The sequence below is a fragment of the Melghirimyces thermohalophilus genome (assembly GCF_900102685.1).
Classification (GTDB): Bacteria; Bacillota; Bacilli; order Thermoactinomycetales; family DSM-45169; genus Melghirimyces; species Melghirimyces thermohalophilus.
Map to the genome: position 1 here is coordinate 23,625 of NZ_FMZA01000004.1, position 24,548 is coordinate 48,172.

The 24,548-nt window shown below is 52.8% G+C and carries 23 protein-coding genes, 1 pseudogene and 1 riboswitch; of the genes and pseudogenes, 9 read left to right on the plus strand and 15 right to left on the minus strand.

What is annotated here, in order from left to right; translation table 11 throughout:
• Window positions 1–3: 3 nt before the first annotated feature.
• The 7 genes from BLP91_RS03630 to betB all read right to left on the minus strand — a co-directional run bounded on the left by BLP91_RS03630 (window position 4) and on the right by betB (window position 7,376).
• Window positions 4–1,278: a TRAP transporter large permease gene (locus tag BLP91_RS03630; RefSeq protein ID WP_091566787.1), complete on the minus strand. Its 1,275-nt coding sequence runs from the start codon at window positions 1,276–1,278 to the stop codon at window positions 4–6.
• The gene (locus tag BLP91_RS03635; RefSeq protein ID WP_091566789.1) at window positions 1,275–1,754 is read right to left on the minus strand and encodes a TRAP transporter small permease; all 480 of its coding nucleotides are present in this window, start codon (window positions 1,752–1,754) and stop codon (window positions 1,275–1,277) included. Before BLP91_RS03635 ends, BLP91_RS03630 begins: the two co-directional genes overlap by 4 nt.
• A gap of 14 nt (window positions 1,755–1,768) precedes the next feature.
• Window positions 1,769–2,761, minus strand: a complete 993-nt coding sequence (locus BLP91_RS03640) for a TRAP transporter substrate-binding protein (RefSeq protein WP_091566792.1) — start codon at window positions 2,759–2,761, stop codon at window positions 1,769–1,771.
• 14 nt (window positions 2,762–2,775) lie between these two features.
• Window positions 2,776–3,801, minus strand: a complete 1,026-nt coding sequence (gene allD / locus BLP91_RS03645; RefSeq protein ID WP_091566794.1) for an ureidoglycolate dehydrogenase — start codon at window positions 3,799–3,801, stop codon at window positions 2,776–2,778.
• Between the two features lie 29 nt (window positions 3,802–3,830).
• Window positions 3,831–4,526, minus strand: a complete 696-nt coding sequence (locus BLP91_RS03650; protein WP_091566796.1) for a GntR family transcriptional regulator — start codon at window positions 4,524–4,526, stop codon at window positions 3,831–3,833.
• A 162-nt stretch (window positions 4,527–4,688) separates the two neighbouring features.
• Window positions 4,689–5,891, minus strand: coding sequence for a choline dehydrogenase (gbsB, locus tag BLP91_RS03655; protein WP_091567059.1), 1,203 nt, complete (start codon window positions 5,889–5,891; stop codon window positions 4,689–4,691).
• 27 nt (window positions 5,892–5,918) lie between these two features.
• Window positions 5,919–7,376: a betaine-aldehyde dehydrogenase gene (betB, locus tag BLP91_RS03660; protein ID WP_425412169.1), complete on the minus strand. Its 1,458-nt coding sequence runs from the start codon at window positions 7,374–7,376 to the stop codon at window positions 5,919–5,921.
• Between the two features lie 261 nt (window positions 7,377–7,637).
• Between betB and cudC the strand changes: the two genes are divergently transcribed.
• From cudC to BLP91_RS03675, 3 genes are all read left to right on the plus strand, one after another.
• Window positions 7,638–8,186, plus strand: a complete 549-nt coding sequence (cudC, locus tag BLP91_RS03665; RefSeq protein WP_091566797.1) for a choline uptake/conversion transcriptional regulator CudC — start codon at window positions 7,638–7,640, stop codon at window positions 8,184–8,186.
• A gap of 28 nt (window positions 8,187–8,214) precedes the next feature.
• Window positions 8,215–9,849, plus strand: coding sequence for a high affinity choline transporter 1 (locus BLP91_RS03670; RefSeq protein ID WP_091566800.1), 1,635 nt, complete (start codon window positions 8,215–8,217; stop codon window positions 9,847–9,849).
• A gap of 227 nt (window positions 9,850–10,076) precedes the next feature.
• Window positions 10,077–10,385, plus strand: a complete 309-nt coding sequence (locus BLP91_RS03675) for a hypothetical protein (RefSeq protein ID WP_091566802.1) — start codon at window positions 10,077–10,079, stop codon at window positions 10,383–10,385.
• A gap of 57 nt (window positions 10,386–10,442) precedes the next feature.
• Here BLP91_RS03675 and BLP91_RS03680 read toward each other — a convergent pair whose 3' ends face one another.
• The 5 genes from BLP91_RS03680 to BLP91_RS03700 all read right to left on the minus strand — a co-directional run bounded on the left by BLP91_RS03680 (window position 10,443) and on the right by BLP91_RS03700 (window position 15,828).
• The gene (locus BLP91_RS03680; protein WP_281220362.1) at window positions 10,443–11,222 is read right to left on the minus strand and encodes a carbon-nitrogen family hydrolase; all 780 of its coding nucleotides are present in this window, start codon (window positions 11,220–11,222) and stop codon (window positions 10,443–10,445) included.
• A gap of 198 nt (window positions 11,223–11,420) precedes the next feature.
• Entirely contained in the window at window positions 11,421–12,653 is a 1,233-nt protein-coding gene (megL, locus tag BLP91_RS03685) for a methionine gamma-lyase (protein WP_091566804.1), read from the minus strand.
• Between the two features lie 72 nt (window positions 12,654–12,725).
• Complete coding sequence (locus BLP91_RS03690) at window positions 12,726–13,064, minus strand: hypothetical protein (protein WP_091566806.1); 339 nt, start codon at window positions 13,062–13,064, stop codon at window positions 12,726–12,728.
• A 62-nt stretch (window positions 13,065–13,126) separates the two neighbouring features.
• Complete coding sequence (locus tag BLP91_RS03695; protein WP_091566808.1) at window positions 13,127–14,443, minus strand: anti-phage deoxyguanosine triphosphatase; 1,317 nt, start codon at window positions 14,441–14,443, stop codon at window positions 13,127–13,129.
• A 596-nt stretch (window positions 14,444–15,039) separates the two neighbouring features.
• Window positions 15,040–15,828: an ABC transporter ATP-binding protein gene (locus tag BLP91_RS03700; protein WP_245662105.1), complete on the minus strand. Its 789-nt coding sequence runs from the start codon at window positions 15,826–15,828 to the stop codon at window positions 15,040–15,042.
• A 746-nt stretch (window positions 15,829–16,574) separates the two neighbouring features.
• Between BLP91_RS03700 and BLP91_RS16580 the strand changes: the two genes are divergently transcribed.
• A complete protein-coding gene (locus tag BLP91_RS16580) occupies window positions 16,575–16,712 on the plus strand; it encodes a hypothetical protein (RefSeq protein ID WP_176757797.1) in 138 nt (45 codons plus the stop codon).
• Window positions 16,713–16,959: 247 nt separating this feature from the next.
• On the opposite strand, the gene thiM is transcribed toward BLP91_RS16580, so the two are convergent.
• The 3 genes from thiM to BLP91_RS03720 form a co-directional block, all read right to left on the minus strand.
• Window positions 16,960–17,757 (minus strand): hydroxyethylthiazole kinase, encoded by a 798-nt coding sequence (thiM, locus tag BLP91_RS03710; RefSeq protein ID WP_245662094.1) that lies wholly within the window; start codon window positions 17,755–17,757, stop codon window positions 16,960–16,962.
• A gap of 17 nt (window positions 17,758–17,774) precedes the next feature.
• A complete protein-coding gene (locus tag BLP91_RS03715) occupies window positions 17,775–18,542 on the minus strand; it encodes a 3-oxoacyl-ACP reductase (RefSeq protein WP_091566816.1) in 768 nt (255 codons plus the stop codon).
• 66 nt (window positions 18,543–18,608) lie between these two features.
• A riboswitch (TPP riboswitch) is annotated at window positions 18,609–18,707 on the minus strand.
• Window positions 18,708–19,037: 330 nt separating this feature from the next.
• Window positions 19,038–20,423: a glycosyltransferase family 2 protein gene (locus BLP91_RS03720; RefSeq protein WP_091566818.1), complete on the minus strand. Its 1,386-nt coding sequence runs from the start codon at window positions 20,421–20,423 to the stop codon at window positions 19,038–19,040.
• A gap of 73 nt (window positions 20,424–20,496) precedes the next feature.
• Here BLP91_RS03720 and BLP91_RS03725 point away from each other — a divergent pair, with 73 nt between their 5' ends.
• From BLP91_RS03725 to BLP91_RS03745, 5 genes and pseudogenes are all read left to right on the plus strand, one after another.
• Entirely contained in the window at window positions 20,497–21,069 is a 573-nt protein-coding gene (locus BLP91_RS03725) for a site-specific integrase (protein WP_091566820.1), read from the plus strand.
• Window positions 21,070–21,298: 229 nt separating this feature from the next.
• Entirely contained in the window at window positions 21,299–21,673 is a 375-nt protein-coding gene (locus BLP91_RS03730) for a fluoride efflux transporter FluC (RefSeq protein ID WP_091566822.1), read from the plus strand.
• 33 nt (window positions 21,674–21,706) lie between these two features.
• Window positions 21,707–22,048: pseudogene (locus BLP91_RS17490) on the plus strand (fluoride efflux transporter FluC); the annotation flags it as partial.
• 11 nt (window positions 22,049–22,059) lie between these two features.
• Complete coding sequence (locus tag BLP91_RS03740) at window positions 22,060–23,148, plus strand: AbrB family transcriptional regulator (protein ID WP_091566826.1); 1,089 nt, start codon at window positions 22,060–22,062, stop codon at window positions 23,146–23,148.
• A gap of 30 nt (window positions 23,149–23,178) precedes the next feature.
• Window positions 23,179–24,537, plus strand: coding sequence for a hypothetical protein (locus BLP91_RS03745; RefSeq protein ID WP_091566828.1), 1,359 nt, complete (start codon window positions 23,179–23,181; stop codon window positions 24,535–24,537).
• Window positions 24,538–24,548: the final 11 nt, after the last annotated feature.

Here is a 24,548-nt window from a genome sequence, read left to right on the forward strand (position 1 = left end):
CTGTTATTGAAATAGACTGGGCAAAAAAAGCGTCAGTTCCGGCACATAGCTGACCAACAGCAAGACCACGAGGCTGACTGCCAAAAAGGGCAACAAAGCGCGGGTCGTCTCTCCGATCGACACCTTGCCGATACTGGATGCGACAAAGAGACAGACGCCTACAGGCGGGGTGGACAATCCGATGATCAGATTCAACACCATCATCACCCCAAAGTGGACCGGATCCATCCCGATGCTTTCCGCCACTGGCAATAAGACCGGAAACAAAATCACCAGCGCCGCAATCGTTTCCATAAACATACCGACAAACAGCAACAACACATTGATGATCAAAACGATCAGAATCGGATTTTCCGTCAAACCGAGGATTCCTTGGGCGATCCACTGGGGAATTCGCTCACTGACGAGGATCCACCCAAAGAGATTGGCAAAGCCGACCAACACCATAATCGAACCCGTTCCCACCATCGAACGGATCATGATGGCGGGCACCTCTTTCATGGGAAGCTCCCTATAGACATACCGACCGATCAACCAGGCATACAGAACAGCGATCACTGCTGCTTCTGTCGGCGTAAAATATCCGCCCAAGATACCGAACAAAATGATCACGGTCATCAACAGCGCCCAAAAAGCCCCCCAAAAGGAGCGGGCGATCGTCGGGAGGCTTTGTCGCTCCCCTTTTGGATAGTTTCGTTTGACCGATATGATATAGACGGCGATCATCAATCCCACGCCTAACAGCACACCGGGAATAATTCCGGCCAAAAACAGGTCCCCGATAGAAACCCCGGCCAGGGTTCCGACAATGATCATCGGCAATGATGGCGGAATGATCGGCCCCAAAGTGGAGGATGAGGAAGTAACAGCCGCCGAAAAAGGAGCGCTGTACCCTTCCTTCTTCATCGCCGGGATTAAAACAGAACCCAGACTGGCCGTATCGGCAAGAGCCGTTCCCGAGATCCCCGCAAATCCCATGGATGAACCGACGCTGGCCAATCCCAGCCCGCCCCGGATATGGCCGATAACGTCATTGGTAAACCGGATGATCCGATTGGTAATCCCGCCAGCATTCATCAGGTTACCCGCCAAGATAAAGGCAGGAATGGAAACTAGTACAAAGGAGTTGATCCCGGAAAACATCTTCTGCGGAACAATACTTAAGGGGGTATCGGCCACTACCAGGTACAATAAGGAGGAGATCCCCAGACTGAAGGCAATCGGCACCCCCAGAAAAATGAGTGCCAAAAAAGTGAGAAAAAGAAACAAGGCCATCATCTGTTATCACTTCCCTGCCGGTTGGCTTGGATGCAGTCGATCATGTGCAACAGGCTGTAGATGGTCAGGAAAAAAAACATAATGCCGATGCTGGCGTAGAACAGAGACATATCCACAGCCAGCGTTGTCGACGAAAAACCGATCCCCAACTGAATAAAGGACCAACTGTGGATCAGGACGACGGCACTAAACAGGGCCACACCACCATAAATCACACCTTCATACTTCTTTTTTGTCTCATCTGAAAACAGAGAAAAAATCAAATCCACATGGATAAATTCTTGCCTACGAATCCCCAAGGGGGCTGCAAAGGCGATCGCATAAATAAAGAGATAACGGGAAAGTTCTTCGGTCCAAACGGCAGTATAAGGGAGATAACGGCTCATGATCTGGATGCAAACCACAGCGATCAATCCGGTGAAAGCTACCGACGTGGCGATTTCCAATATGCGATCAAGCACTTTTACCGCTTTCATTTTCGTCCCTCCTGTTATCGAACCTGTAAGATCCGTTGATAAAGCTCGTACTGCTCTGGGGTCAAACTATTTTTGATCGCCGGGATCATTGCCTTTTGAAAGGCTTTTTGATCCACGTCGTCGTTGATGATCATCCCTTCCGCTTTTAGTTGGGCGATCACCTGTTTCGTTTCGGTTTCCAACAGCTGATTGCTGTATTGTTGCGCTTCTTGCGCGGCTTCCATCACCGCTGTCCGCTGTTCATCAGGGAGTGCCGCCAGCTGTTCATTTCCGATCACCACATAGATCCAGGAAAAGACATGTTCCGTCTCATTGACATATTTCTGCACTTCGTAAAAACCGTTGCTGTAAATCAGGTCAGAGGGGTTTTCCTGGCCGTGGATCACGCCCTGTTGCAACCCGGTAAACACCTCGCTGAGATCCATCACGGAAGGTTTGGCTCCCGCCGCCTCCCACGTTTCCATAAACAGCGGCACATTAGGCACTCGCATCTTAAATCCGTGCAAATCCTTTGGCCTGTGGATCGGGCGATTGGATGTTAAATTCCGCGGGGCTCGCTCCATGTAAAACAGCGGCGTCACTCCCACCTTATTCTCAATCTCCCGTTCAATCTCTTTCCCGATCTCCCCCTCGATCACTTGGCGCATGTGTTCCTGGTTGCGAAAAGCATAGGGTACCGCCAACAGAGCCGCTTTTGGAGCCCAATTTTGCATGGTTTCTCCGGAAATGGTTAAATCGACGGCTCCGGTTTTGATGCTGTTGATCGTGTCTACTTCGCCGCCCAGCTGACTGTTGGGATAAATCGAGACTTCAATCTGCCCGTCGCTCTTCTTCTCCACCAACTCGGCAAATTTCACGGCCGTTTTATGCCAAATATGATTCTGATCGGAAATATGGGCAAATTTCCACTCGATCTTTTCACCCTTTTGTGGCCCAGGCGACGCGCTGCTGATACAAGCGGTCACCAACAGCAACATGGCGAGTAATACCGCAGTGATCCTTTTCATCTTGCGCACCTCCGTTACAGGATCGGGTCCGAATGGTTCAAAAATTGAAACACGGAATTGGGCACCGGGATCCCCTCTTTCAACCGCACTCTCTGTTTGAGTTGCTCCGGCTCCCCGGGAACCAGTACCTGTTCAACCCCTTCAGCCGGCAGGGTTTGATGAATTTCGTCGATCATATGATCCACCTGTTGTCTAAACGCCCCTTTCTCGGTGAAAATGGCGGGATCAATTACACAGAAAAAATGACCCAGTTTCCGTTTTTCCTCGTAATCACCGTACATCGCTGTAATATGCGGGCCGAAGGTAGATCCGGTCAAAATTCCGGACAAGACATCAACCATCATGGCCAAACCGTAGCCCTTTGGACCGGCAAAGGGGAGCAAGGCCGACACCCGGTGGGGATCCGTCACCGGCCTCCCTTGTCTGTCCACCCCCCAATCCGACGGAATTCGTTCCCCTTGTTCCCGGGCGTGCAATACTTTGCCCAAAGCGGCCTGACTCGTCGCCATATCCAGAATGATCGGTGGATGGCGAAATGCCGGCACACCAAAGGCAAGCGGGTTGGTCCCAAAAAACGACCGCGCCCCTCCAAAGGGAACCACCGCTTGATCGGTATGGGTCATCGCGATCCCGATCATCTGCTGTTCCGCCGCCTGCTGCACGAAGTAGGACAATGCTCCGCAATGGCTGCTGTTTTTCACTCCGACCATCCCGATCCCGCTCTGTTCAGCAATTCCGATCGCCGCCTCCATCGCCTCCTTGGCCACCACATGACCGATTCCGTCATCTCCATCAAAAATAGCCGAAGAAGGCCCTGTTTTTTCTAGGGAAAAACGAGGATCGGGATTGAAGCCACCGGACCGAAAGCGTTTGCAATAATGCTCAGTTCTCAGCACCCCGTGGGAGCTGACCCCTCTCAAATCGGCATGCACCAGTACATCTGCCACAACCTCAGCATGCTTCTCCTGCACGCCTACTCCTTGCAAGCGATGGATAACCAAGGCCTTTAATCGTTCATGTGCCACCCGTTGTTCTGCCATGTTGTACAAACTTCCCTTCCTATTGGCTGTTACTGAGGACTTCTTTTAGAAACCTTAAAATAGCTTGGAAACTGTTGAGTCAATTTTTCCTTATCGATCACAACGCGTGTCAGGTGTTCATGCATCTTGGCTTCTGCCGCAGCCGCATCTCGTTTTTTTATACAGGTTACAAGATCGCGGTGCTGTTCAACAATGTCATCCCAATTGTAGTCCGCCACCAGGCGCAAGACACGAACCCGCTTAAAATCCATATTCATCTGCTGAATAGCCGCCCACACCCGTGACTTTCCACAACCGGAAAAAATCGTCTGGTGAAATTGTTCATCCAAGGAAAAAATCTGCCGTTCATCCCTCTTCTGTCGATAAAGCGACTGCATGTTGAGATTCCAATCCAACTCCATCAATTTTTCTTCCGGAAACGACTTACAAGCGAGTTTTACCACCGCAGTCTCCAAATGTTCCCGCATAAATCGAGCTTCCTCCACCAGGGAGAGATCAATCAAAGAGACTCGCGTGCCCTTTTGCGGATAAATCTCCAGCAACTCTTCCCGAGCCAGTTGCTGAAAAGCCTCGCGTACCGGCGTCCGGCTTACCTCCATTCGCTCCGAGATCTCCTTCTCCGAAATCAATTGACCCGGTTCCAGCTTCAATTGGAGGATCTCCTCATACAACCGTTGATACACCGAGTCCCGCGTACTTATATGCGCTTTCCATCCAGCTTGCAAAGGCTTTCACCTCACCTGCTTTTACAATAACATACTAGCATACTTGTATGGTAGTGGGAACAGTCTGGTAAGTTCGACCACGAATATGATACACCAGGTCATCGCTTCCTGCTGTAAAACAAACAAACGGACCGTGGGCTACGGTCCGTTTGTGGTAGGCTGTTAGTCCAGAGTGGATTCTTCTAAACCGAGGCAACGACGATAGATCCATTTGTATTCTTCGGGGCTTTTGATGATGCGGGGGTTACCGAAGGTTTGCGGATCGTCGAAGGCTGCCTGGGCGTAGCGATCAATCTCATCCGGGTTGACCCCTTGTTCCCGCAAAGTGGGAATGTTCAGTTCACGTACCAGGTTTTCCACTTCCCGTACGGACGCCTTGGCCGCTTCCTCAGTGGACAAACCTTCCACGTTGACACCTAACGCTTGTGCGATCCGGGCAAATTTTTCCGGAGCCCCCATCCAGTTGTACTCCATCACAGCCGGCAGCATGGCGGAGACACACTGACCGTGCATCACCGGCACCATCCCACCTAAGGTCTGGGCCATCGCGTGAGCAGCGCCCGCAGAATCACTGCCATAGGAGAGTCCAGCCAGCATGGCGGCCTGAGCCATACCGTAGCGGGCTTCGATGTCGTTTCCGTTAGCGTAGGCCCGTCGGATATACTTGGCCGCATACTCAATCGCCAAGAGGGCCACCGCATCGGTGATCGGTTGGGATTGATGCATGGTGAAACATTCGATAGCGTGGGAAATGGCATCCACCCCGGTGGCGGCAGTGATGTGGGCCGGCATCGACAGGTGCAGCTCCGGGTCGATAATAGCCAGGTGAGCCGGGATCAGCGGTCCGCCGACGTTAAATTTGATTTCCCGAACCGGATCTTTAATCACTGCCCATTGGGTCACTTCAGAGCCGGTCCCGGCGGTGGTGGGAATCGTGGTCAAGGGCGGGATCCGTTTTTCCAAAGGCTTGCCGTCGTCCGAAGCTTCGTAGGTGATCAGCGGCTCCGGATGAACCGCTTCCACCCCGATCGCTTTGGCGGTATCCATGGAGCTGCCCCCGCCGATGGCAACGAGGCCGTCACAGCCTTGCTCCTTAAAGATGCGACTCCCTTTGGCTACCAGCTCCGTATCCGGTTCCCCTTCAATTTCGTTAAAGATATGAACATCCATACCTGCATCCCGCAGCGATTTTTCGATGGGATCGATAATACCAGAGGTATAGATACCCTTATCGGTCACGATCATTGCTTTGGTCACACCCAGTTCCCGGATTTCATCGGCCACCTGTTTCGAGGCACCGATCCCGGAAACCACCTTGGTCGGCATCACAAATTGGGTCAGATCCATCATCTGTTCGAAACGCATCATCCCTGCATCACTCCTTCAAAAGATTTACTTAAACCAGTTCATCGGTTGCGGATTCAGATTGTGGAAAATGTGTTTCTGCTCGGTGTATTCTTCCAGCCCGGTTTTGCCCAATTCCCGGCCGATCCCCGATTGCTTGTAGCCACCCCAGGGAGCCTGCGGGAAATAAGGGTGGAAATCGTTGATCCAGACCGTTCCCATCCGCAATTGGCGACTGACCCGCTCCGCCCGGCTCAGGTCTTGGGTCCATATCGCTCCCGCCAGGCCGTAAATGGAGTCATTGGCCAAGCAAACCGCTTCTTCCTCGGTCCGGAAGGTTTCGATAGTCAGGATGGGACCGAAGGTTTCCTCCTGCACGATGCGCATGCTCGCATCGCAACCGTCAAAGATCGTCGGCTCCACAAAGAATCCTTTTTCAAACTCGGGACCTTCCGGACGTTTACCACCGATCAGCAAACGAGCCCCTTCCTTCTTCCCGATCTCGATATATTTCTCCACCTTGGCCCGATGCTCTTCGGAGATAAGCGGACCCATCTGGGTGGACGCATCAAAGCCATTACCCAGTTTGATCCTTTTCACCCGCTTCACCAGCTCTTCCACCAGCTGATCGTGCAAGCTTTCTTCCACGATCAGGCGAGCGCCTGCGGAGCAGACTTGTCCAGCATGGAAGTACACGGCGTTCAGCGCGTAATCCACCGTCGTCTCAAAGTCGCTGTCGGCAAAAATCACATTGGGGTTCTTTCCCCCCAACTCCAGAGCGATCTTTTTTACGTTGTTGGCGGCTGCACGCATAATCGTCTTCCCGGTTTCAATCCCACCGGTAAAGGAGATCAAGTCCACCTGATCGGACTCGGACAACTCCGCTCCCACCGAGGCCCCGGGACCGGTCACAACATTGACCACCCCGTCCGGGAAACCGACCTCATCCATCAGTTCCGCAATTTTAAGGGAGGTCAGCGGTGTGATTTCACTCGGCTTCAGGACCATGGTGCAACCGGCTGCCAATGCCGGCGCCAGCTTCCAAGCGGCCTGGAGCAAGGGGTAGTTCCAAGGTGTAATCATCCCACAGACCCCAACCGGCTCCCGAACCACCTTACTGACGGCATCGGGTATGGGGGGCTCCACCGCTTCTCCGCCATCTTTATCTGCCAGTCCGGCGAAGTACCGGAACACATTGGCAATATCCTCCATGTCGGCCCGGCTTTCCACTAGCGTTTTGCCTGTATCCAGGCTTTCCAGACGGGCCAACTCTTCATTGTTTTGATCAATCCGCTCCGCTACTTGAAACAGCTTTTTGCCACGGTCGGCAGCGGGCGTATGGGGCCATTCCCCACGGTCGAAGGCCTTCCGGGCGGATCGAATGGCGTACCTCACGTCTTCCCGGTCCGCCTCAGGGACAATGGCTACAACTTCCCGATTATAAGGGTTAATGATCTCCCTTATGTTACCGGATTGGGCCGGAACCCATTTCCCGTTGATATACATCTGTTTTGATTCCAAAGTCCACTCACTCCATTTGTACAGTTTTTTCTGTACGAACTGTTTCATCTGCAAGATTAACATTGTCTGTTTTTTATGGCAACCGTTTTTTATTCACACCTCCCAGCCTGCGGAAGTTTGACTTTATCTTCACCTGTGTTACGATGTGAAACGTATGTACGGTTAAAACTGTACAAACCGAATTTTCCGCCCGGTCTTTTTGGGTCATACTAAGAGGGTATCTTTAACGGATTGGGGTGCGTGCTTATGCAATCCTCGGAAAAAATTGAACAAGCCCGCCAGGATTATATCGAATCCCTGGCCGAAACGATGGAAATGTATGGTTTGAGCCCATCCATGGGGAGATTGTTCGGTATCATGTTTTTCCATGACCAACCGATCACCCTGGATGAGATGAGAAGTTTAACCGGTATGAGCAAAACCAGTATGAGCACAGGCGTACGTGCGCTTTCCCAGCTCAAACTGGTACACAAAAAATGGAAAAAAGGGGTCCGTAAGGACCTGTATGAAGCGGAACATGACCAGTTTCGATCCTTCGTGGAGTTTTTTGCCCAGCTATGGGAGAAAGAGATTGAACTCAACCAAAAAACACTGCGAAAAACCGAGAGAAAGCTAAAAAACCTCTTAGATGACCCGGATGTGACCCCAGATGAAAAGGAAACTGTCAAAAGGGATCTGGAAAAATTGCAAAACGCTAAGCGTTATTACAGCTGGCTGGAGCATTTGGTCTCTGCTTTTGAATCCGGCGAAATTTTCGATCATGTGCCGATTCCCGAGGAGTCGGACAAATCCTGATATCACATGAAGGAGATGATGCAGACTCATGGATGTTGAGATTAAGCGAAAATCCTTCTGGACCCCCGGCAAGCTAGGGATGATCGGTTTCTTTCTCGCTGTGACTTTCATCGCTGTCTACGGCGCTTATACCGGACGAGAGATCCAATGGGGAGGCGTTCTCTTTCTTCTCTTTTTCTACGCTCTCGTCTACTATATCGGCGCCGTTACCGGAGGGAAGAAAAGCAACGATCTGAAAGATATGATGCTGGCCGGCCGCAGCATGCCGATATGGGTCTCTATGTTTACCATGGCTGCCACCTGGGTCGGGGGCGGCTATATCAACGGAACGGCGGAAGCCACCTACGCCGACGGCCTGGTATGGGCCCAAGCCCCTTGGGGATACGCCTTAAGCTTGATCATCGGCGGCGTTTTTTACGCCCGTAAAATGCGCCGCTATCGGTTTACCACCATGTTGGATCCCCTGGAAGCCCGCTTTGGAAAGCGACTGACGGGAATTTTGTTCATCCCCGCTCTCGCCGGTGAAATTTTTTGGAGTGGCGCTATTCTGACTGCTTTGGGAACCACTTTCGGTACGATCCTCGGGCTGGACTTCACCACATCGATTATTCTTTCCGCCGCGATCGCCATCGCTTATACGGTGGTAGGTGGACTTTGGTCCGTCGCACTCACCGATGTGCTTCAGTTCGCAATTATCATTATCGGGTTGTATCTGATCGTGCCCTATGCCCTTGGGCAGACCGGCGGACTCTCCATCACCTGGACCGAATACGTCTCCGGCATGGAGAAGATGGGCAGCAACTACGCCCAGCTCTTCCCTCCTCTGGACGGTTGGAAGGATCCCGACTGGGGACCTTATTTCTGGAACTGGTGGGATTGCGCACTGCTGCTTATTTTCGGCGGTATCCCGTGGCAGGTTTACTTTCAACGCGTTCTCTCCTCCAGCAGTGAACGTTCCGCCATGTGGTTTTCCATTATCGCCGGTGGGTGGGCGCTGGTCGCCGCCGTTCCCGCCGTCCTGATCGGAGCGATCGGTTATACCGCCGACTGGTCGGCACTGGGACTGCAGGAACCGAAGAACGCTTCCATGATTCTGCCCTATGTCCTTCGTTATATGACACCGGAGTGGCTGGCTGCATTGGGACTGGGTGCCCTGGCCGCTGCGGTGATGTCTTCGGTGGACTCCTCCATTCTGTCCGCCTCTTCACTGGCATCATGGAACGTGTACCGTCCGTTAATCAAACCGAAGGCGACCGGTGAACAACTGCAGAAGATTATCAAGCGCTCTATCATCATCGTCGGTGTTGCTGCCACCCTGATCGCCCTCAACGTGAAAAGTGTGTACGAATTGTGGTATTTGAGCAGCGATTTTGTATACTGTATCCTATTCCCGCAGTTGACGATGGCCCTCTTTTTCAAAGGCGCCAACCGCTACGGTGCGATCGCCGGCTTGATCGTCGCCTTCATCCTGCGCTTTGGCGGCGGGGAACCGGCGATGGGAATTCCTCAATGGATCCCTTATCCGATGGTGGAAGACGGAGTCGTACTCTTCCCCTTCCGAACCTTGGCCATGGTCTCTAGCCTGATCACTATTTATGTTGTGTCCAAGCTGACCGCGCGCATCTCGCCACCGATGCCGCTGAAAAACCTGAAAAACATCTGATAAAGGAAGCCCGCCTCTCAAAAATAGAGAGACGGGCTTTTCTAATAGGAACCGCTTGTCGATCCCCCCATTCTTGACTTACTATTAAAATAAGGCCAAAACTGGCATGCTCCTTCTGATCTTCCCAAACTCGGGTTGTGCATCGCGTTTTATCGTGAGGCACGATAAGACCCTTTCTTTTTTATATAGGATCAAGAATGAGAGGTAGCCTACAGGGAGGAGACAACATGCGTAAACTGGACATCCAGATTGAGGTCGCACGGGAACAGGACGGAATGGATAAGGAATCCTTTCACCGGGATCTGCGACAGGTGCTGGAGAAGTATTTCGTACTCAAATCCCTCCATATCCGCAAAGAGGTACATACCGTCGAAGTGGATCGGATCATTGTAAAGCCAGAAGAAGAAGAGACGGAGATTGAATGGCAAGATGTGCTCGATATCGAGCGGGAACCCCTGGTTACAGAGTTGGACTCCACCGGTAAAAACCCACAACAACCGACATCTGTCCGCCCCTCCCGAAAAAAAAGGTCCTAATCTTTTCTCTCCAACTTCTTTCACGAAAAAACTCCCCGTATCGGGGAGTTTATCATTTCAGCGATAGCAGCTGGGTACCCGGTCTTCGAAGACGGGAATCTTGTTTCGCACCCGGTCCACTTCCTCCGGATCCACTTCCACCGTGAGCACTGTTTCCTCCTCACCGGTTTCCCCCAAGATTTCTCCCCAGGGATCCACCACCATGGAGTGGCCGCAGAAGGTGTTATTCTTGTCGCTGCCGACACGATTGACGGCGATGACGATCATCTGGTTTTCCACCGCTCGAGCCTGATTTAACAGCCGCCAGTGGTTCAGACGGGGATGGGGCCACTCGGCTGGAACAAAAAGCAACTGTGCCCCCTCCAGGGCCATAGCTCGAGTCAGTTCCGGAAAGCGCAGGTCATAACAAATCATCGATCCGGCCTGGGCACTTCCCACAGAAAACAGGGGAGCGCGGCGCTTCCCCGGCTGGAGATATTTTTCCTCCTCCATCAGCCGGAACAGGTGGACCTTGCTATAAGCAGACAACTCTTTCCCTTCAGGAGAGAAAACGTAAGACGTGTTATAGAATCCATCATCCCGTTTTTCCGCGATCGATCCCGCCACCAACGTCACACGGTATTTTTCAGCTAGTTCCGCCAGCCAAGCGGGAAGCTTCCCCCGATCAGCGATTTCTTCCAAGCGGGAGAGATCATACCCGGTATTCCACATCTCCGGGAGAACGACAATGTCCGGTGATTCCTGAGCCATTGTGCAATCCAGATGATCGGCCACTCGATTTTGATTCTCTTCCGGCCGACCCAAGACGATATCCATTTGCACCAAAGAAATTTTCAACCGTAAACCCTCCTACACTTTCCATCCAGAGACACCGTACACATCATTTGCAAATTTGTGGACGGGCTGCTCAATAATTGCGGTCTCCCGGCAGAAACCTGAGCTGACACAGGTCTAAAAAATATCTTTCTTATAGAAGCATAGGGAACCTTCGCTTTTTTAAGATAGTTCCAATATATCATTGGCGCGTTAGCCGCTTCAAGCCAACCGGCTGTCCCTGTCGGTCAACGGGGCTTTGCCGCTTCCCCCGATCGGATCGAGGGCGCTGGTCAGATCAGCGATGATATCCTCCGGTTCTTCCAGACCGACGGAGATGCGAATCAGATCTTCCGTGATCCCCATCCGCTGCCGGGCATCTTCAGGAATGACGGAATGGGTCATCGAGGCGGGATGTTGCACAAGTGTGCATACTTCTCCGAGACTAACCGTCAACCGGCACAGACGAACCCCATCGAGAAAAGAGCGGGCCCCTGCACGGCCTCCTGCCACTCGGAAACTGATCATCCCCCCCGGTGCAGCCATTTGTGTTTTGGCCAACTGATGCTGAGGATGGCTTTCCAATCCCGGATAGAGCACCTGATGTACCGCTGGATGATCTTCCAGGAAGCGAGCGATCTTCTTCGCGTTGATCACATGGCGGTCCATCCGCACCGCTAACGTCCGGATCCCTCGCAAGAGCAGCCAGGCGTCAAAGGGGGACAACATCCCGCCTACATCCTTCAAGGTGGTCAGGCGCACCGCCTCCATCTCCTCTTTTCCGCCTACGGCCACTCCGGCAATCAGATCTCCGTGACCGCCTAGATATTTGGTGGCGCTGTGAATGACCAAATCAGCCCCCAGCTCTAGCGGACGCTGTAGGTAAGGAGTGGCAAAAGTATTGTCCACAACCACCTTGATTCCCTTCTGGCGGGCCATCTTGCTGACCGCTTTCAGATCGATCAAGTTCATGGTCGGGTTGACCGGGGTTTCCAAATAGATGACCCTGGTTTCAGAACGGAGCGCCCCTTCCAGAGCTTCCAGCCGGGTCAGGTCCGCATAGGTGGTCTTCACCTGAAATTTTTCTTCCAACATGTCTAATAACCCAAAGGTACATCCGTAAATTCCATCAGATGCGACCACATGATCTCCGCTTTTGAGAAGGTGTAGCAAAACTCCTGAGACTGCGGCCATTCCGGAGGAGAAAGCTACTGCGGCCTCGGCCCCTTCCAGATCAGCCATTTTAGCCTCTAGTTCAGCCAAGGTCGGGTTGCCCAATCGCGAATAGATGTATCCCTCTTCTTTTCCGGCAAATCGATGCCCCCCCTGTTCCATGTTGTCGAAGACAAAGGTGGATGTCTGATAGAGGGGCGGGATCAGAGAGCCCGTCGTGGGACAGGGTTTATCCGTTCCATGCATCAGTCGGCTGGAAAATGACAACGCTTTCATATCCATTCGGTTTCAACCTCCGATTTCTCAAATTTTTCTCTAATTCTTTCTGAGATTTTTATGCTGAACACCATAATCCTAATAATGCGATCCTGACGGCGACCTAGCCTGAATCACTCGAACCAACTGGACCATTCGTCCGGCCATGCATTTCCCTACCAATTGGGAATCCTCCCGGACCTCTACCGTCACCCGCAACCCTTCCTTCATCAGGGGCTGTAGCAAGCGAGCCTCCCCGACCAACTCATACCAGATCCCCTGCTCATCCACCAGCAGCCAGCATCCCCCCTGGAGCGGGTGAAACTGCATGGTGCCGGTGACGGTAAACGTCGGCACTTCCGCCGTCGCCTCTGCTGCAAAGCCGACCCAAACCAGGAGCAGCAAAAACACGAATCCATTGCTTCGCCGGTTGTTCACAGCCATTCCTCCCTTATGCAAACTGATTGTGCCTTCAGTTTGCAACAGAGAGGAACTCCCTATTAAAACAGAGTCCGTCCGGACCCGTACAACCGCTCAAACATCCGAACAGCGTAGGGATCGGTCATCCCCGCCAGATAATCACATACCACCCGGGCCCGGTCTTCAGGATGCTGTTCCAACTGCTTCCTGTCGTTCTCCGGCAGCAGCTTTTCTTCATCCATCAAGGCTTCAAACAAGCGCCGCACGATCCGATCCCCTTTAAAGGCTAAGGCCTGAACATCAGGGGAATGGATCACCCGGCGCTCCACCACTTTCTTTAACTGGCGGTTCAGCTCCCTCAGCCCCTCCGGCAACAGAGCCCGGTAGCGAAGTCGTGGCGAAAACTTCGATTCCCCCTCCTTCTTCAGCTCGACAGCATGGACAAAGGCGGAAATGAGATTGGCGAACACCTGTTTCAAATGATGCTTAAAATCCTCCTGCCGGAGATGAAGGCTTCGGGAGAGGTGGGCAGCCTGGCCCAATTCCTCACAGAAGGGATTTTCAGCCGCTGCATTTATCAAAACCTCCGCCAGCTCCTCCACCTCCACCAACCGAAAATTGACCGCGTCCTCCAGATCGTGAGTAGCATAGGCGATATCGTCGGCCAAATCGATCAGCGAGCACTCCAGGGACATGCGTCGGGTCTGGTGAAAGGGGGAAGATGGTTCCCGCCCTGTTTCCGTATAAAACGCCCGCTCCCTCTGGCTCAAAGAAGCCAACAGCCACTCCCAAGCCGGTCTGTCCGAGGCGTAGACACTAGCTTTAGGGGGGCGATTATCTCCGGTCAAGCCCTTGATCTCCCCCATCGCTTCCTCCATCGGGATCGGATACTTCATCACCGACAGCAGCAATCCGCGGGTCAGGTTGAGCCCTTCTCCCTTTTTTCCTTCCAACCGGGTGAGGATGCGAAAGGTTTGTGCGTTCCCTTCAAACCCGCCATAAGGGAGCATGCACTGATGCAGAGCCCGTTCCCCTTCATGACCGAAGGGGGGATGACCCAGATCGTGAGCGAGAGCGGCGGCTTCCACCAGGGAGACGTCAATCTTTTCCCCTGCCTGAAGCAGAGGCGACCGCCGGTTAAGGGAGAGGGTGATCCCCCGGGCGATCTGCGCCACCTCCATGGAATGAGTGAGCCGCGTCCGGTGAAAATCCCCCGCATCGGTCCCGATCACCTGCTTCTTTGCCTGGAGACGACGGAACGCCGCACTGTGGATGATCCGTCCGTAGTCTCGCTCAAAAGGATCCCTAAGATCCCGGCCAGACCGAGCTCCCCCGCCAAATCGACGCTCTCGATCTTCTGGTCCGTACAACCGGTTCTCCCCTCCGGCCAACCACATTTTTCCTTCACCCCCACACTTATATCTTTTCTCAACTCTTGTCCCGTATCCTTCTTCCTTCTTTAACAGCAGTTGTTTCTATTATACGGCGATTGACCCCGTCATGGGCCTCGATATCCCCACCAGTAGGGAGCTCTCTTCTTCCCTGTAAAAAGCTGTTCGAATAAGAAAGGGAGACCCGTGTTTGCTGAAGAGAAGGAAAAAGAACATGAGCCGGGTTTAAATGTTTTTTCCTTCCATTCGATCCGTAGGATTTATCCGCGATGAAGAACGAAGGTTTGCCTGTGTTTAGAGGAATGTGTACTCACTTTGACAGGAGAGACGACTCGCTTGGCTATTTACCAATTGTAACTTTCGATCGATACAGTGTTTCTCCATTCCGGAATGTATCATCAGACTCCCCCAGATGTTTACCGACCCTCATGATCGGACTGCCTGCATGATGTTCATCTGCAGATCGGTACCCCCTTCAAAGAAATCTGATGAAAGAAAACTACCACTTCTTAAAACCAGGCTAAAAGCGGACGCATCATACTCTGTATTTGCAATATATAAAGCCGAACCCATCTTCGATAGGTTCGGCTGTTAACAGACCCTCACACCAAGGCACCAGGTACGATCCACGGCCGATCCCCTTCCCAGGCCAGACGAAGATCGATGTCAAAAAGATCCCGCAGAGTTTCGTCGGTCAGGGCTTGCTGCTTGGTCCCTTGATGCGTCATCTGCCCATCGCGGAAAAGGGCCACATGGGTGACGGCGGGGATAATCTCCTCCACATGGTGGGTGGTATAGAGCAGGGTCGGCGCTGTTTCCGACTGGGCCAACTGCTCCAGGGAACGGAGGAAAGATTCCCGCGCCGGGAGATCCAAACCAGAGCACGGTTCATCCAGGATGAGCAGCTGGGGTTGAGCCATCCAGGCTCGGGCCAAAAACACCCGCTGTTTCTCTCCTTGGGACAGCTGCATAAAGGGACGATCCACAAGAGAACGGCAACCAAACTGTTCCAAAAGGTGAATGGCCCGCTCTCGCTCTTCTTTTCCAACACGGTCATACAGTCCGATGCTGGAGTGAAACCCGCTCAGCACCACGTCCAAGGCCTGTTCCTGTTGATGAAAACGGGCAAACTTCTCCAACAGGGAGGCACTGATGTAGCCGATCGATCGGCGCAGTTGGCGAAGATCGACGTTCCCGTAGGTGTGGCCCAACACCTCGACGGTTCCCGAAGTGGGCCATTGGTGGCCGCAAATGATGTTTAACAAGGCGCTTTTACCGGCTCCGTTGGGGCCGAGCACGACCCAGTGCTCCCCTTTACGAACCCTCCAATCGATCCCCTTTAAGATTTCTTTTTCCGGTCGTGACCAATTGATATGTTGAAGTTGAATCACAGGCAATATCGGCAACTCCTTCTGCATTTTTGGGAATGGTCTGACTTCAATCCTCTATTATACTTTATCGCATCCTTCGCCGGATGAAAAGAAGTCCCGCAGGGGAGCGAAATCGATGGCTACTTTGCTTTCATCTTCATCTGGCCCCCTTCTCCCTTTCACACCCAAACCGTCGCTTGTCCAACTTCCACCGTGTACAATCCCGGGGGAGGTCGGCTTTACCGAAGAAACCCCTGCCATCGGTATGGACCGTATAGCGACGGGAACCGCTTCAAAGCTTCAACTCAACGCTATTCCAAGGTTCACCCTCCCCGTTCAGGGTTTGTCCCATCACATGTCTCCCCCTGCGGCGGACCTGAACGATCACCGTATTGACCTTGGCTTCCCGTACATCCTCTATCAACTGTTCCACTGCTCCGGCGTTTTAAACCCGTCATGGAAGGCATTCACCCAGAAAGCGAGAAACTTCCTGCGGCAGTCGGTGGAAGCAACAGCGCCACGGTCAGCTAGCGGATCCATCGCTTTTTTGATCTGAATATTTGACGCACGTTGTTTTTCCGGAATTTTGCCAAAAAGAAAAAAGAGGCTTCAAGTGCAAAGGAGATCCTATCCATTGTTTATACACATCGATTTCAAGCTCTAAAACGGGATATTTTCTCTTGACACTGTATTAAAACGCGTTATCTTATAATTAAGGGGGATTTACTCTCCCTATCGTCACCTTATTGTTCAAAGGAGGGAGCGGGATGAAAAATAAAAAACGACCGGTGATCCGAGAGGAACTGCCTGTTCCGGCTGGGATTATTCCCCTGTTCCTGCTGAAACGAAAGAAAAAAACATCCCGTCACACGAGCGACTCCGCCACACAGAAAAAGATTCACTGACATGATTGCTGAAAGAGCAAAAACCCCCGCCTCAGACGGGGGTTTTTGCATAAAAGTGAATGCCGTTTGTTCAGCTTTTGTGTGAACAATGAAGCTAACACCTGGGCCATCCTTATGGAGGCGGATCACCACCAAGGCCTCTCCCATCCTTGGCCATACGCCCATCCGGGCTTTGGCTGATGACCAGCTTATCCCCCTCCATCGACGCCGAAGTTTGTCCGATCCGATTGATATCCTTCCAGGGAGGTCAGCCTCGCCAGGTAACACACGCCGCTTCCTTCACCTGCTCACCCGTTAAGGAGGCTATCGCGTCAAAAAGCTCCACGCGAAAACTGCCGGGTCCCCTGGAACGACGGGCGGCCTGTTCCGCTGCCACCCCGTAGGTTGCCATCGCCGAGACGGCGGAAGCCACCGGATCCTCCCCTGTTGCGGCAAAAGCAGCCAGGACGGAGGCACTCATGCACCCTGTCCCGCTTACGGTACTCATCAGCTCATGGCCGTTCACCACCTCAATCTGCTCCTGCCCATCGGTGATCCAATCCCTCGCTCCGGTCACGGTCACTGTTACTCCCCAGATTTGAGCTGCTTTTTTAGCGAGGGTCTCCAGATCGGAGCCCACCTGTCCAGAATCAACCCCTCGCACCTCAGCCTGTACACCGGCCAGAGTGGCGATCTCCGCAGCATTCCCTTTCAGATGAGTGATCTGAACGCGATTCATAAGCCGTCTGGCCGCTTCGGTCCGCATCGGGGTCGCACCGACTCCTACCGGGTCCAACACCACAGGGATGCCTTTCTTGTTAGCAGCCAAGCCCGCTTGGATCATGGTTTCCACCTGATCCTGATGAAGCGTTCCGATATTGAGCACCAGAGCGGAAGCCAACCGGGTCATATCCGCTGCCTCCTCCGGCGCATCGGCCATCACCGGGGACGCCCCACAACTGAGAGTGATGTTGGCGCAATCGTTGATGGTGACCCCGTTAGTAATATGATGGATCAAGGGCTGTCGCTTCCGAACCTTGTCAATCAGTGCGAGATCGCTTTCCACACGCTTCTCTCCCTTCATCAGTTCATGACTAATCCGCCGTCTACGATCAAATATTGTCCGGTTACCTGCTGGGAGAAATCCGAGGCGAAAAACAGGACAGCACCGGCCACATCCTCCGGCCGAGTGACCCGCCGCAGCGGAGTGGAGGAGCGAATGATTTCAAAAACTTCATCCGATGTCTTTTCGCTAGCCCGGGTTTTATCCAGTAAGCCACCGGCTACGGTATTGACGGTGATTCCGTAGGGACCCAACTCCGAAGCCAGTGTGCGGGTCAACCCGGTCAATGCCGCTTTGGCGGCGGTGTAATCGTGATAAGGCACCACCGGGTGGTCAAACAGGTTGGTCCCGATTTGGATGATCCGTCCGCTCCGGCGCGCTTTCATTTTGGGGACGACGGCCTGAACGCAGTGATAAGCCCCCTTTAAGGTCCCGTCCAGCTGGTTTTGCATCTCTTCCCAGGTAAGGGTATCCACTGTCGCGCGGTGTTCCGGATCAAATTGATACCGGTATAAGGCGTTGTTCACTAGAACATCCACCGGACCTAAAGCTTGCTCGATCTCTTCCACCATCTGTTGCACCGCTTGCCGCTCCCGAACATCCGCCTGGACCGGCAACGCTTGTCCACCCATGCTGCGGATCTCCTCCGCCACGCCTTCTGCATCATCCCGGCTCTCCCGGTAATTGACCGCCACTGCCGCTCCTTGGGCGGCGGCCGCACGGCAGATTGCCGCACCCAGCCCCCGGCTTCCTCCTGTCACCAATACGGTTTTTCCTGAAAGTTGCATTGCCGATTTCCCCTTTCTGAGTACGGGGAACCAAAAAAGCCACTCCATCGGGGAGTGGCCTCATCATCAAGCAGCAGCCGTACTCCCTTCGCTGGTATCAGCCAGTTCAGGTTCTAAGGGTTGGGAATTCTCCCTCTCAGCCCGCAGGCACCCCTGTACTCATTTTTCGCATTTGGAATCGCTTATCATCTTATATAAAGACGGAGAAATGTGTCAACCGGTTCACATCGTCACGTACCAACTGCTCCGTGTCCCTTGGCACCCCGGCGACTTCTTCGGCCAGGAATGTATGGCATCACCATCCGACGCCGGTGCATCCAAATCTGTACCGCCACCCACCCCTTATCTCCTCCGCGTCGACCACCGTCCGCTTTCGGGGTGAACCAAGTGAAGGCTGACAGCGATGCCCCCTTCAAACACGAGATCAAAACCGGTCTCCACCCTCCCCGATTCATAAAACAGTACGAGGTTAATAGAACCCCGCAACACACCCCATCATCGGTTTCCCCATGCTGTCGTGCGAAGGGTAAACAGGGCATACATCCGGATCCAGGTCATCAACCCGAACTGCAACAGTCCATGGAGGGGACTCATCCAGAGGTAGCGTTTCGCATCGGAAAACAGGCTACCCATGTTTCTCAAGTAAGCGAAAAGGGATATATAGCCCAAATAGTAAAGAAGAAGGCTCCAACCCATCTGTCCGCTGTTTAAAACCATATCCAGTAAAAAAGCCACAGCAAAGATCGGCCAAGTGAACAATTCCCCCAATGTCCAGAGGAAGGGAGCCGCCTTTTTCATGGTCGCGTACGTTTTCAACGCAGTCATACTCTCAATAATGAATGAGCGAGCCCAACGCAACTGTTGCTGAATAAACGAGGACCAACGTTCCGGGATCTGTGTCTGGCAACGGGCGGTGGATTGATAGACGGTGTGCCCCAACCGATTGGCCAAACCGGTAAGAAAACGGTCGTCGCCCATTTGGATCGGTTTTCCCATAAACCGTTGGTTCACATATTCATGGAGGTGATCAATGATGACTTCCCGTCGATAAGCGGCAAGAGGTCCTGAACAGTACAAGAGGTGTCCGGTGGCAGAATGGGCGGCGCATTCTGTACGGAAAAGGTATTGGTAGTGAAAATCGGTCAAACGGGTCAACAAGTTTTTCTTTTTCATGGTGACACCGATATCACCCGCTACAGCCATCACGTTTTGCTGGAAAAACGGTTGAATCAATTGTTCAATCGCTTCTGCTTGGAGAACGCTATCCATATCCATCGTCACAATGATATCAGCGTCTGTCTGCCGTAAAGCCCATGCCTGGGCGTGTCGTTTCCCCTGATTGATCGGGAAACGATGGATCTTCCACTTCAGGTTGTGGTTCGCTTTTTCTGAAATCGCGATACTGTCTGAGGATACCTGGGCGTGTGAGGATTCCCATGCTCTTTTTAACTTCAGAACCGTTTTATAGCCTGAAAGGTCGTGGCTTCCATCATCAACGACGTAGATTTCGTCCACGGGGGTCTTTTGGTGAAGAAGGCCGTTTACCGCTTCTTTTACCATCCGACCCTCCTCATTGTACATCGTCAGAATAGCAGCCACCTTGGGGCGTGGCATGTTTCTGAAAACAGTGGAATGGTGTTTTACAGTGGGTCGGGGACGGTACAATTGCGAAAAGAGAACTTGCGCCAATATGTAGGCCAATATCGGAAAAGAAGCGATCGCTAAAAACAGCCCTTTTTCACCGGCTAATTTCCAGTTGATCATGGAGAGAAGGGAGAAGAAAAGGAGGTAAAGGCAAATAAGGAGAATAGAATAACCGGCGTTGAGTTTCCATGAAACGCGTTTAGGAGAGAAAAACGATTTGAATGGACTTTTTATCATTCACCATACCTCCCAGAGGATTATTCAATTTTACATAATGTATTATATTATACAGTAAGGAGAATAAAAAGAGATGGAGACCGTTCAACCGATCCGAGATCTGAAGCAGATTGAAGAAATGAAGAAGAAATTGCTAGCCCAGTCTGCCCGTGATCACCTCTTATTCGTGCTGGGTATTAATTCAGGGCTTCGTATTTCAGATATTTTGCGGTTACGAATCCGAGATGTCATGGACCATGGGGGACGCCCTCGAACGTTTTTTCGACTGATAGAATCCCGCACCATGAAGGAAAAGACGTTTCCGTTTGGTGAAAATGTGCGGAATGCCATCAATCTGTACGTGGAGGAGACCGGTCAGTGGCCCGATTCAGATGAGTATTTGTTTAAGTCTCGCATGGGCTCCAGACCCATCTCCCGACAGCGTGCGCACCAAATTTTGAATCAAGCGGCTCGTTCTGTTGGTATTCAAGATAAAATCGGAACACATACCTTGCGGAAAACTTTCGGTTACCATGCGTATAAATCAGGGGTAGATATCACTTGGTTAAAATCGATCTTCAACCATTCCGCGCCATCGGTCACCCTGCGATATATTGGAGTCACCGAAGAGGAGACCGATGATATCGTGATCGATTTGAACCTTTGAGAAAGCCGGCCTTTTGCCAGGTCAAGCCATGAGTTCTCTACCGGTTGGTAAAATAACAGCGGCCTTAATCCATCTCTACGGGAAAAGGCCGCCAAATGTTTGTTGGAGACGCTCCTTGTTGTAAAAAGCGACGTATGGCTTCATCGGAACACCCTTCGATTGCACCCGTTAACCGAATTTTCTAAACTGAGAAGGGTAATGAAAACACCAATCGATGAGGGATACGGTTATGAATCATATCGTCGCGGTGGGCATCGGGGGAATGATCGGAGCGCTACTTCGTTATGGTTTAGGATTGATTCTGTTCCACCCCGGTGCAGGGATTCCTTTGGACACCCTGGCCGCCAACTGGACAGGCTGTCTGCTATTGGGCTGGTTAAATGCCCATCTCCCCGCATCCGTCCTGCTTCGATCCGGCATCGGTACAGGTATGATCGGCTCTTTCACCACCTTTTCCACCTTCAGTGTCGAAACATTAACCCTGACGCAAAAAGGGGATGTAGTCATGGCCGTTATATATCTGTTGCTCAGTTTTTGGGGCGGGATCCTGCTTGTCCATACCGGTTCCCGTTTGGGGACAAAGAGGAGGAACAACAGATGCTGATCCACGGCTTTTGGGTAGCCATCGGGGGCGCTTCTCCGCTACGCTGTCAGCCAATGGCTCAACCGGCCCCACCGCCTCCTTCCCTGGGGAACATTGACTGCGAACGTGGCGGGCTCCTTTCTGCTCGGCTCGATCGCCGACACGGGCTGGAGCGATGACTGGTTTTTGTTCCTCGGAACGGGTTTGCTCGGCTCCTTCACTACCTTTTCCACGTTGCATTGGGAAACGCTCCAGATGAGTGTTAAACACCGATATCTTTATCTCGGGCTCACCTACTCACTAGGTTTGCTGGCGGCTTTCCTCGGTTTCAAATGGAATGGAGCGCTTAACCTTTCGCTATTCGAAACGGTTGCTAAAAACCCACCTTTGGTTTAAGTTGAACGTATATGACTTCATTGGGTAAGAAGGTGACATCGATCCAACGTTTACGAACTTCCTTCCTCCCCTGGTTCCGGACCTTTCTCCTATCTCTGTCCGGTGGGGGTATTTTTGCTTTTGTCGGCCTTCCCCTTCCCTGGATCCTGGGACCGATGGTAAGCGTCCTCCTCTGGTCCCGTTTCGCTCCCGCGCCTCTCTATTGGCCTTCGGGGTGGCGCAATGCCGGGCTGGTCGCTATCGGATATATGCTGGGCTCCTCTTTCAACCGTCAAACCCTGGCCCAAATGATTGCTCAATTGCCGACGATGTTGCTGATGACCACATTGATGATGGGGTTTAGCGTCGGTTTGGCACTACTCATCTCCCGCCACACCGGCCTTAATTTTCGAACGGCTCTGACGGCCAATATCCCCGGCGGCCTCTCCCAGATGGTCACCCTGGGAGAAGAAATGAAAGGGATCGATCTCAGCATCGTCACTTTTTATCAGGTGACTCGCCTGTTGACCGTGATCTTTATCGTCCCTTTCCTGGTACTCGGCTTGACCGGAAAAGCCGCACCCGCGGCGACCGGCGGTGAGACCGACGGGGTGTCGTTGGATCCGTCATTGCTGTTGTTCGGTCTGATCGCCGCAGCCGGTGCCTGGGCTGCCCGCAAGCTACGTTTTCCGACCCCGTTCTTGATGGGACCGGTGTTGGTGATAGCCCTATTCGGGGTATCGGGCATTCATCCACCGGAACTCCCTTCCCTGATCCGGAATTTCGCCCAACTCTTTATGGGGGCTTATTTCGGCCGCATGTTGAAATGGGAGGATCTGTTTCGACGCCGCGGCATCGGCTTGCTGGCTCCGGTCACCGGGTTGGCTTTGGTGCTCTTTTCATGGGGGTTGGGGCTCTTGTTGGTCTCCCTGCACCATCAGTCGCTGGTCACCGCCTTTCTCAGCCTCTCTCCTGGAGGAATGGCCACCATGGGCGTGGTGGCGCGGGAGGTGGATGCCGAATTGGCCACGGTAACGGGATACCAGATGTTTCGCGTCTTTTTCATCCTATTTTTCATTCCACCTCTGCTCCGGCGGCTATTTAAACCACTGGCTCACTAATCTATTGTTTACTAAAGGAGTCCCGATACCATGCTTGCCATCGATACCCTACGCCGCTGGCTTTATACCTTGCTCGTGCTGTTCTACATGGGGAACTTGTTTCTCGACTCTCCCCACTTGGCGTGCATAACGGGGGGGATCGCGATCCTGTGTCTCCCCCTTTCTTATCCCGGTTCGATACGGACATTTCAGGCGGTCAGTCTTGTTTTTTTAACGGTAGGGTTGATCCTGTTTATCACCTCTGGGATGAGCTGGACCCAATTTCCCACCTTTTTCACCTCGACGGGACTCATCCTGTCGCTGCTCTACATGTTGCCCTGGATCAACAACTTGATCACCGTGGGCCGGTATGAGCAGCACCTGGGACGTCTGTTGAAAAACGGAACCCGCCATCTGGCTAGCCTGTACCGGCGCACCTCGCTGGTCAGCTATGTGTTGTGCATTTTCCTCTTTTTCGCATCGATTCCCTTGGTCCACCGGGTGTTGCAAAAGCCCCTGAGCGGGCTGCAGGAATCCTTGCGCCATCGGTTTGCCAGCGAATCGATCCTGCGGGCTTTCTCCATCGCCACTGTTTGGAGCCCGGTTGAAGTCTTTATTGTCGTAGCATCGGGAGCGACTGGGGTCGCTTATCCCGAGCTGTTGCCTTACTTGCTTCTCTTTTCTGTGGTGATGCTGGCCATCGATTGGCTGCTGGCCCAACGTTACCGCAAACACTCCCTGAAACCTGCGGTCACCCCCACCCCAGGGGGAGCGACCGCCCGGCCGGGCAAACTGCTGCAGTTGATCGCCGCCCTGTTCCTCCTGATCGGAATGTCTAATCTATTGACGGATTGGCTGAGCATCGACTTTTTTGCCGCAATTACGCTGTTCATTCTGCCATTCTGTTTGATCTGGGCGCTGTTGATCCGGCGGGGCAAAGCCTATTGGAAATACAGCCTGCTCGCTTGGAAAAAGCAGGTCCCGGGACTTCATAATCTGGCCCTCTTGTTTCTTTCCCTCGGTTTTTTTAATCGGATGGTGGAGGAGACCGATATCTTGTCCTATTTACAGGGTCCGCTTCTCTCCCTCGCGGAGACACCGGTGCTGCTTTTCGTGCTGATTCAGCTTTCCGCTATTCTGCTGGCCCTGGTCGGTTTTCATCCCTTAGTCACCCTCGGCTTGCAGGGGTTGCTTCTGCAACCGCTCTTAGACACTTTAAATCCTCTCAGCCTGGCGGTGCTGTTGTTAACCGCCAACCTCGCCAGCGACGCTTCCGGCACCTATAACACCACCGTCGCGATGATGACGCAGTTGACCCGGGAATCTCCCTACCGAATCACCCGCTGGAATATCGGATTCGCTCTCTTGTACAGCAGCGTGGGCACCGCCTTTGCACTATGGTTGTTGTAACCAAAAACATC

Bases quoted from the DNA above. Each gene is read 5' to 3' on its own strand.
- BLP91_RS03630 (WP_091566787.1), bottom strand. From the start codon at position 1,278: ATGATGGCCTTGTTTCTTTTTCTCACTTTTTTGGCACTCATTTTTCTG.
- BLP91_RS03635 (WP_091566789.1), bottom strand. From the start codon at position 1,754: ATGAAAGCGGTAAAAGTGCTTGATCGCATATTGGAAATCGCCACGTCG.
- BLP91_RS03640 (WP_091566792.1), bottom strand. From the start codon at position 2,761: ATGAAAAGGATCACTGCGGTATTACTCGCCATGTTGCTGTTGGTGACC.
- allD (WP_091566794.1), bottom strand. From the start codon at position 3,801: ATGGCAGAACAACGGGTGGCACATGAACGATTAAAGGCCTTGGTTATC.
- gbsB (WP_091567059.1), bottom strand. From the start codon at position 5,891: ATGCGTTTCGAACAGATGATGGATCTGACCCAATTTGTGATGCCGACC.
- betB (WP_425412169.1), bottom strand. From the start codon at position 7,376: ATGTATATCAACGGGAAATGGGTTCCGGCCCAATCCGGTAACATAAGG.
- cudC (WP_091566797.1), top strand. From the start codon at position 7,638: ATGCAATCCTCGGAAAAAATTGAACAAGCCCGCCAGGATTATATCGAA.
- BLP91_RS03670 (WP_091566800.1), top strand. From the start codon at position 8,215: ATGGATGTTGAGATTAAGCGAAAATCCTTCTGGACCCCCGGCAAGCTA.
- BLP91_RS03675 (WP_091566802.1), top strand. From the start codon at position 10,077: ATGCGTAAACTGGACATCCAGATTGAGGTCGCACGGGAACAGGACGGA.
- megL (WP_091566804.1), bottom strand. From the start codon at position 12,653: ATGGATATGAAAGCGTTGTCATTTTCCAGCCGACTGATGCATGGAACG.
- BLP91_RS03695 (WP_091566808.1), bottom strand. From the start codon at position 14,443: ATGTGGTTGGCCGGAGGGGAGAACCGGTTGTACGGACCAGAAGATCGA.
- BLP91_RS16580 (WP_176757797.1), top strand. From the start codon at position 16,575: ATGAAAAATAAAAAACGACCGGTGATCCGAGAGGAACTGCCTGTTCCG.
- BLP91_RS03715 (WP_091566816.1), bottom strand. From the start codon at position 18,542: ATGCAACTTTCAGGAAAAACCGTATTGGTGACAGGAGGAAGCCGGGGG.
- BLP91_RS03720 (WP_091566818.1), bottom strand. From the start codon at position 20,423: ATGATAAAAAGTCCATTCAAATCGTTTTTCTCTCCTAAACGCGTTTCA.
- BLP91_RS03725 (WP_091566820.1), top strand. From the start codon at position 20,497: ATGGAGACCGTTCAACCGATCCGAGATCTGAAGCAGATTGAAGAAATG.
- BLP91_RS03730 (WP_091566822.1), top strand. From the start codon at position 21,299: ATGAATCATATCGTCGCGGTGGGCATCGGGGGAATGATCGGAGCGCTA.
- BLP91_RS03740 (WP_091566826.1), top strand. From the start codon at position 22,060: ATGACTTCATTGGGTAAGAAGGTGACATCGATCCAACGTTTACGAACT.
- BLP91_RS03745 (WP_091566828.1), top strand. From the start codon at position 23,179: ATGCTTGCCATCGATACCCTACGCCGCTGGCTTTATACCTTGCTCGTG.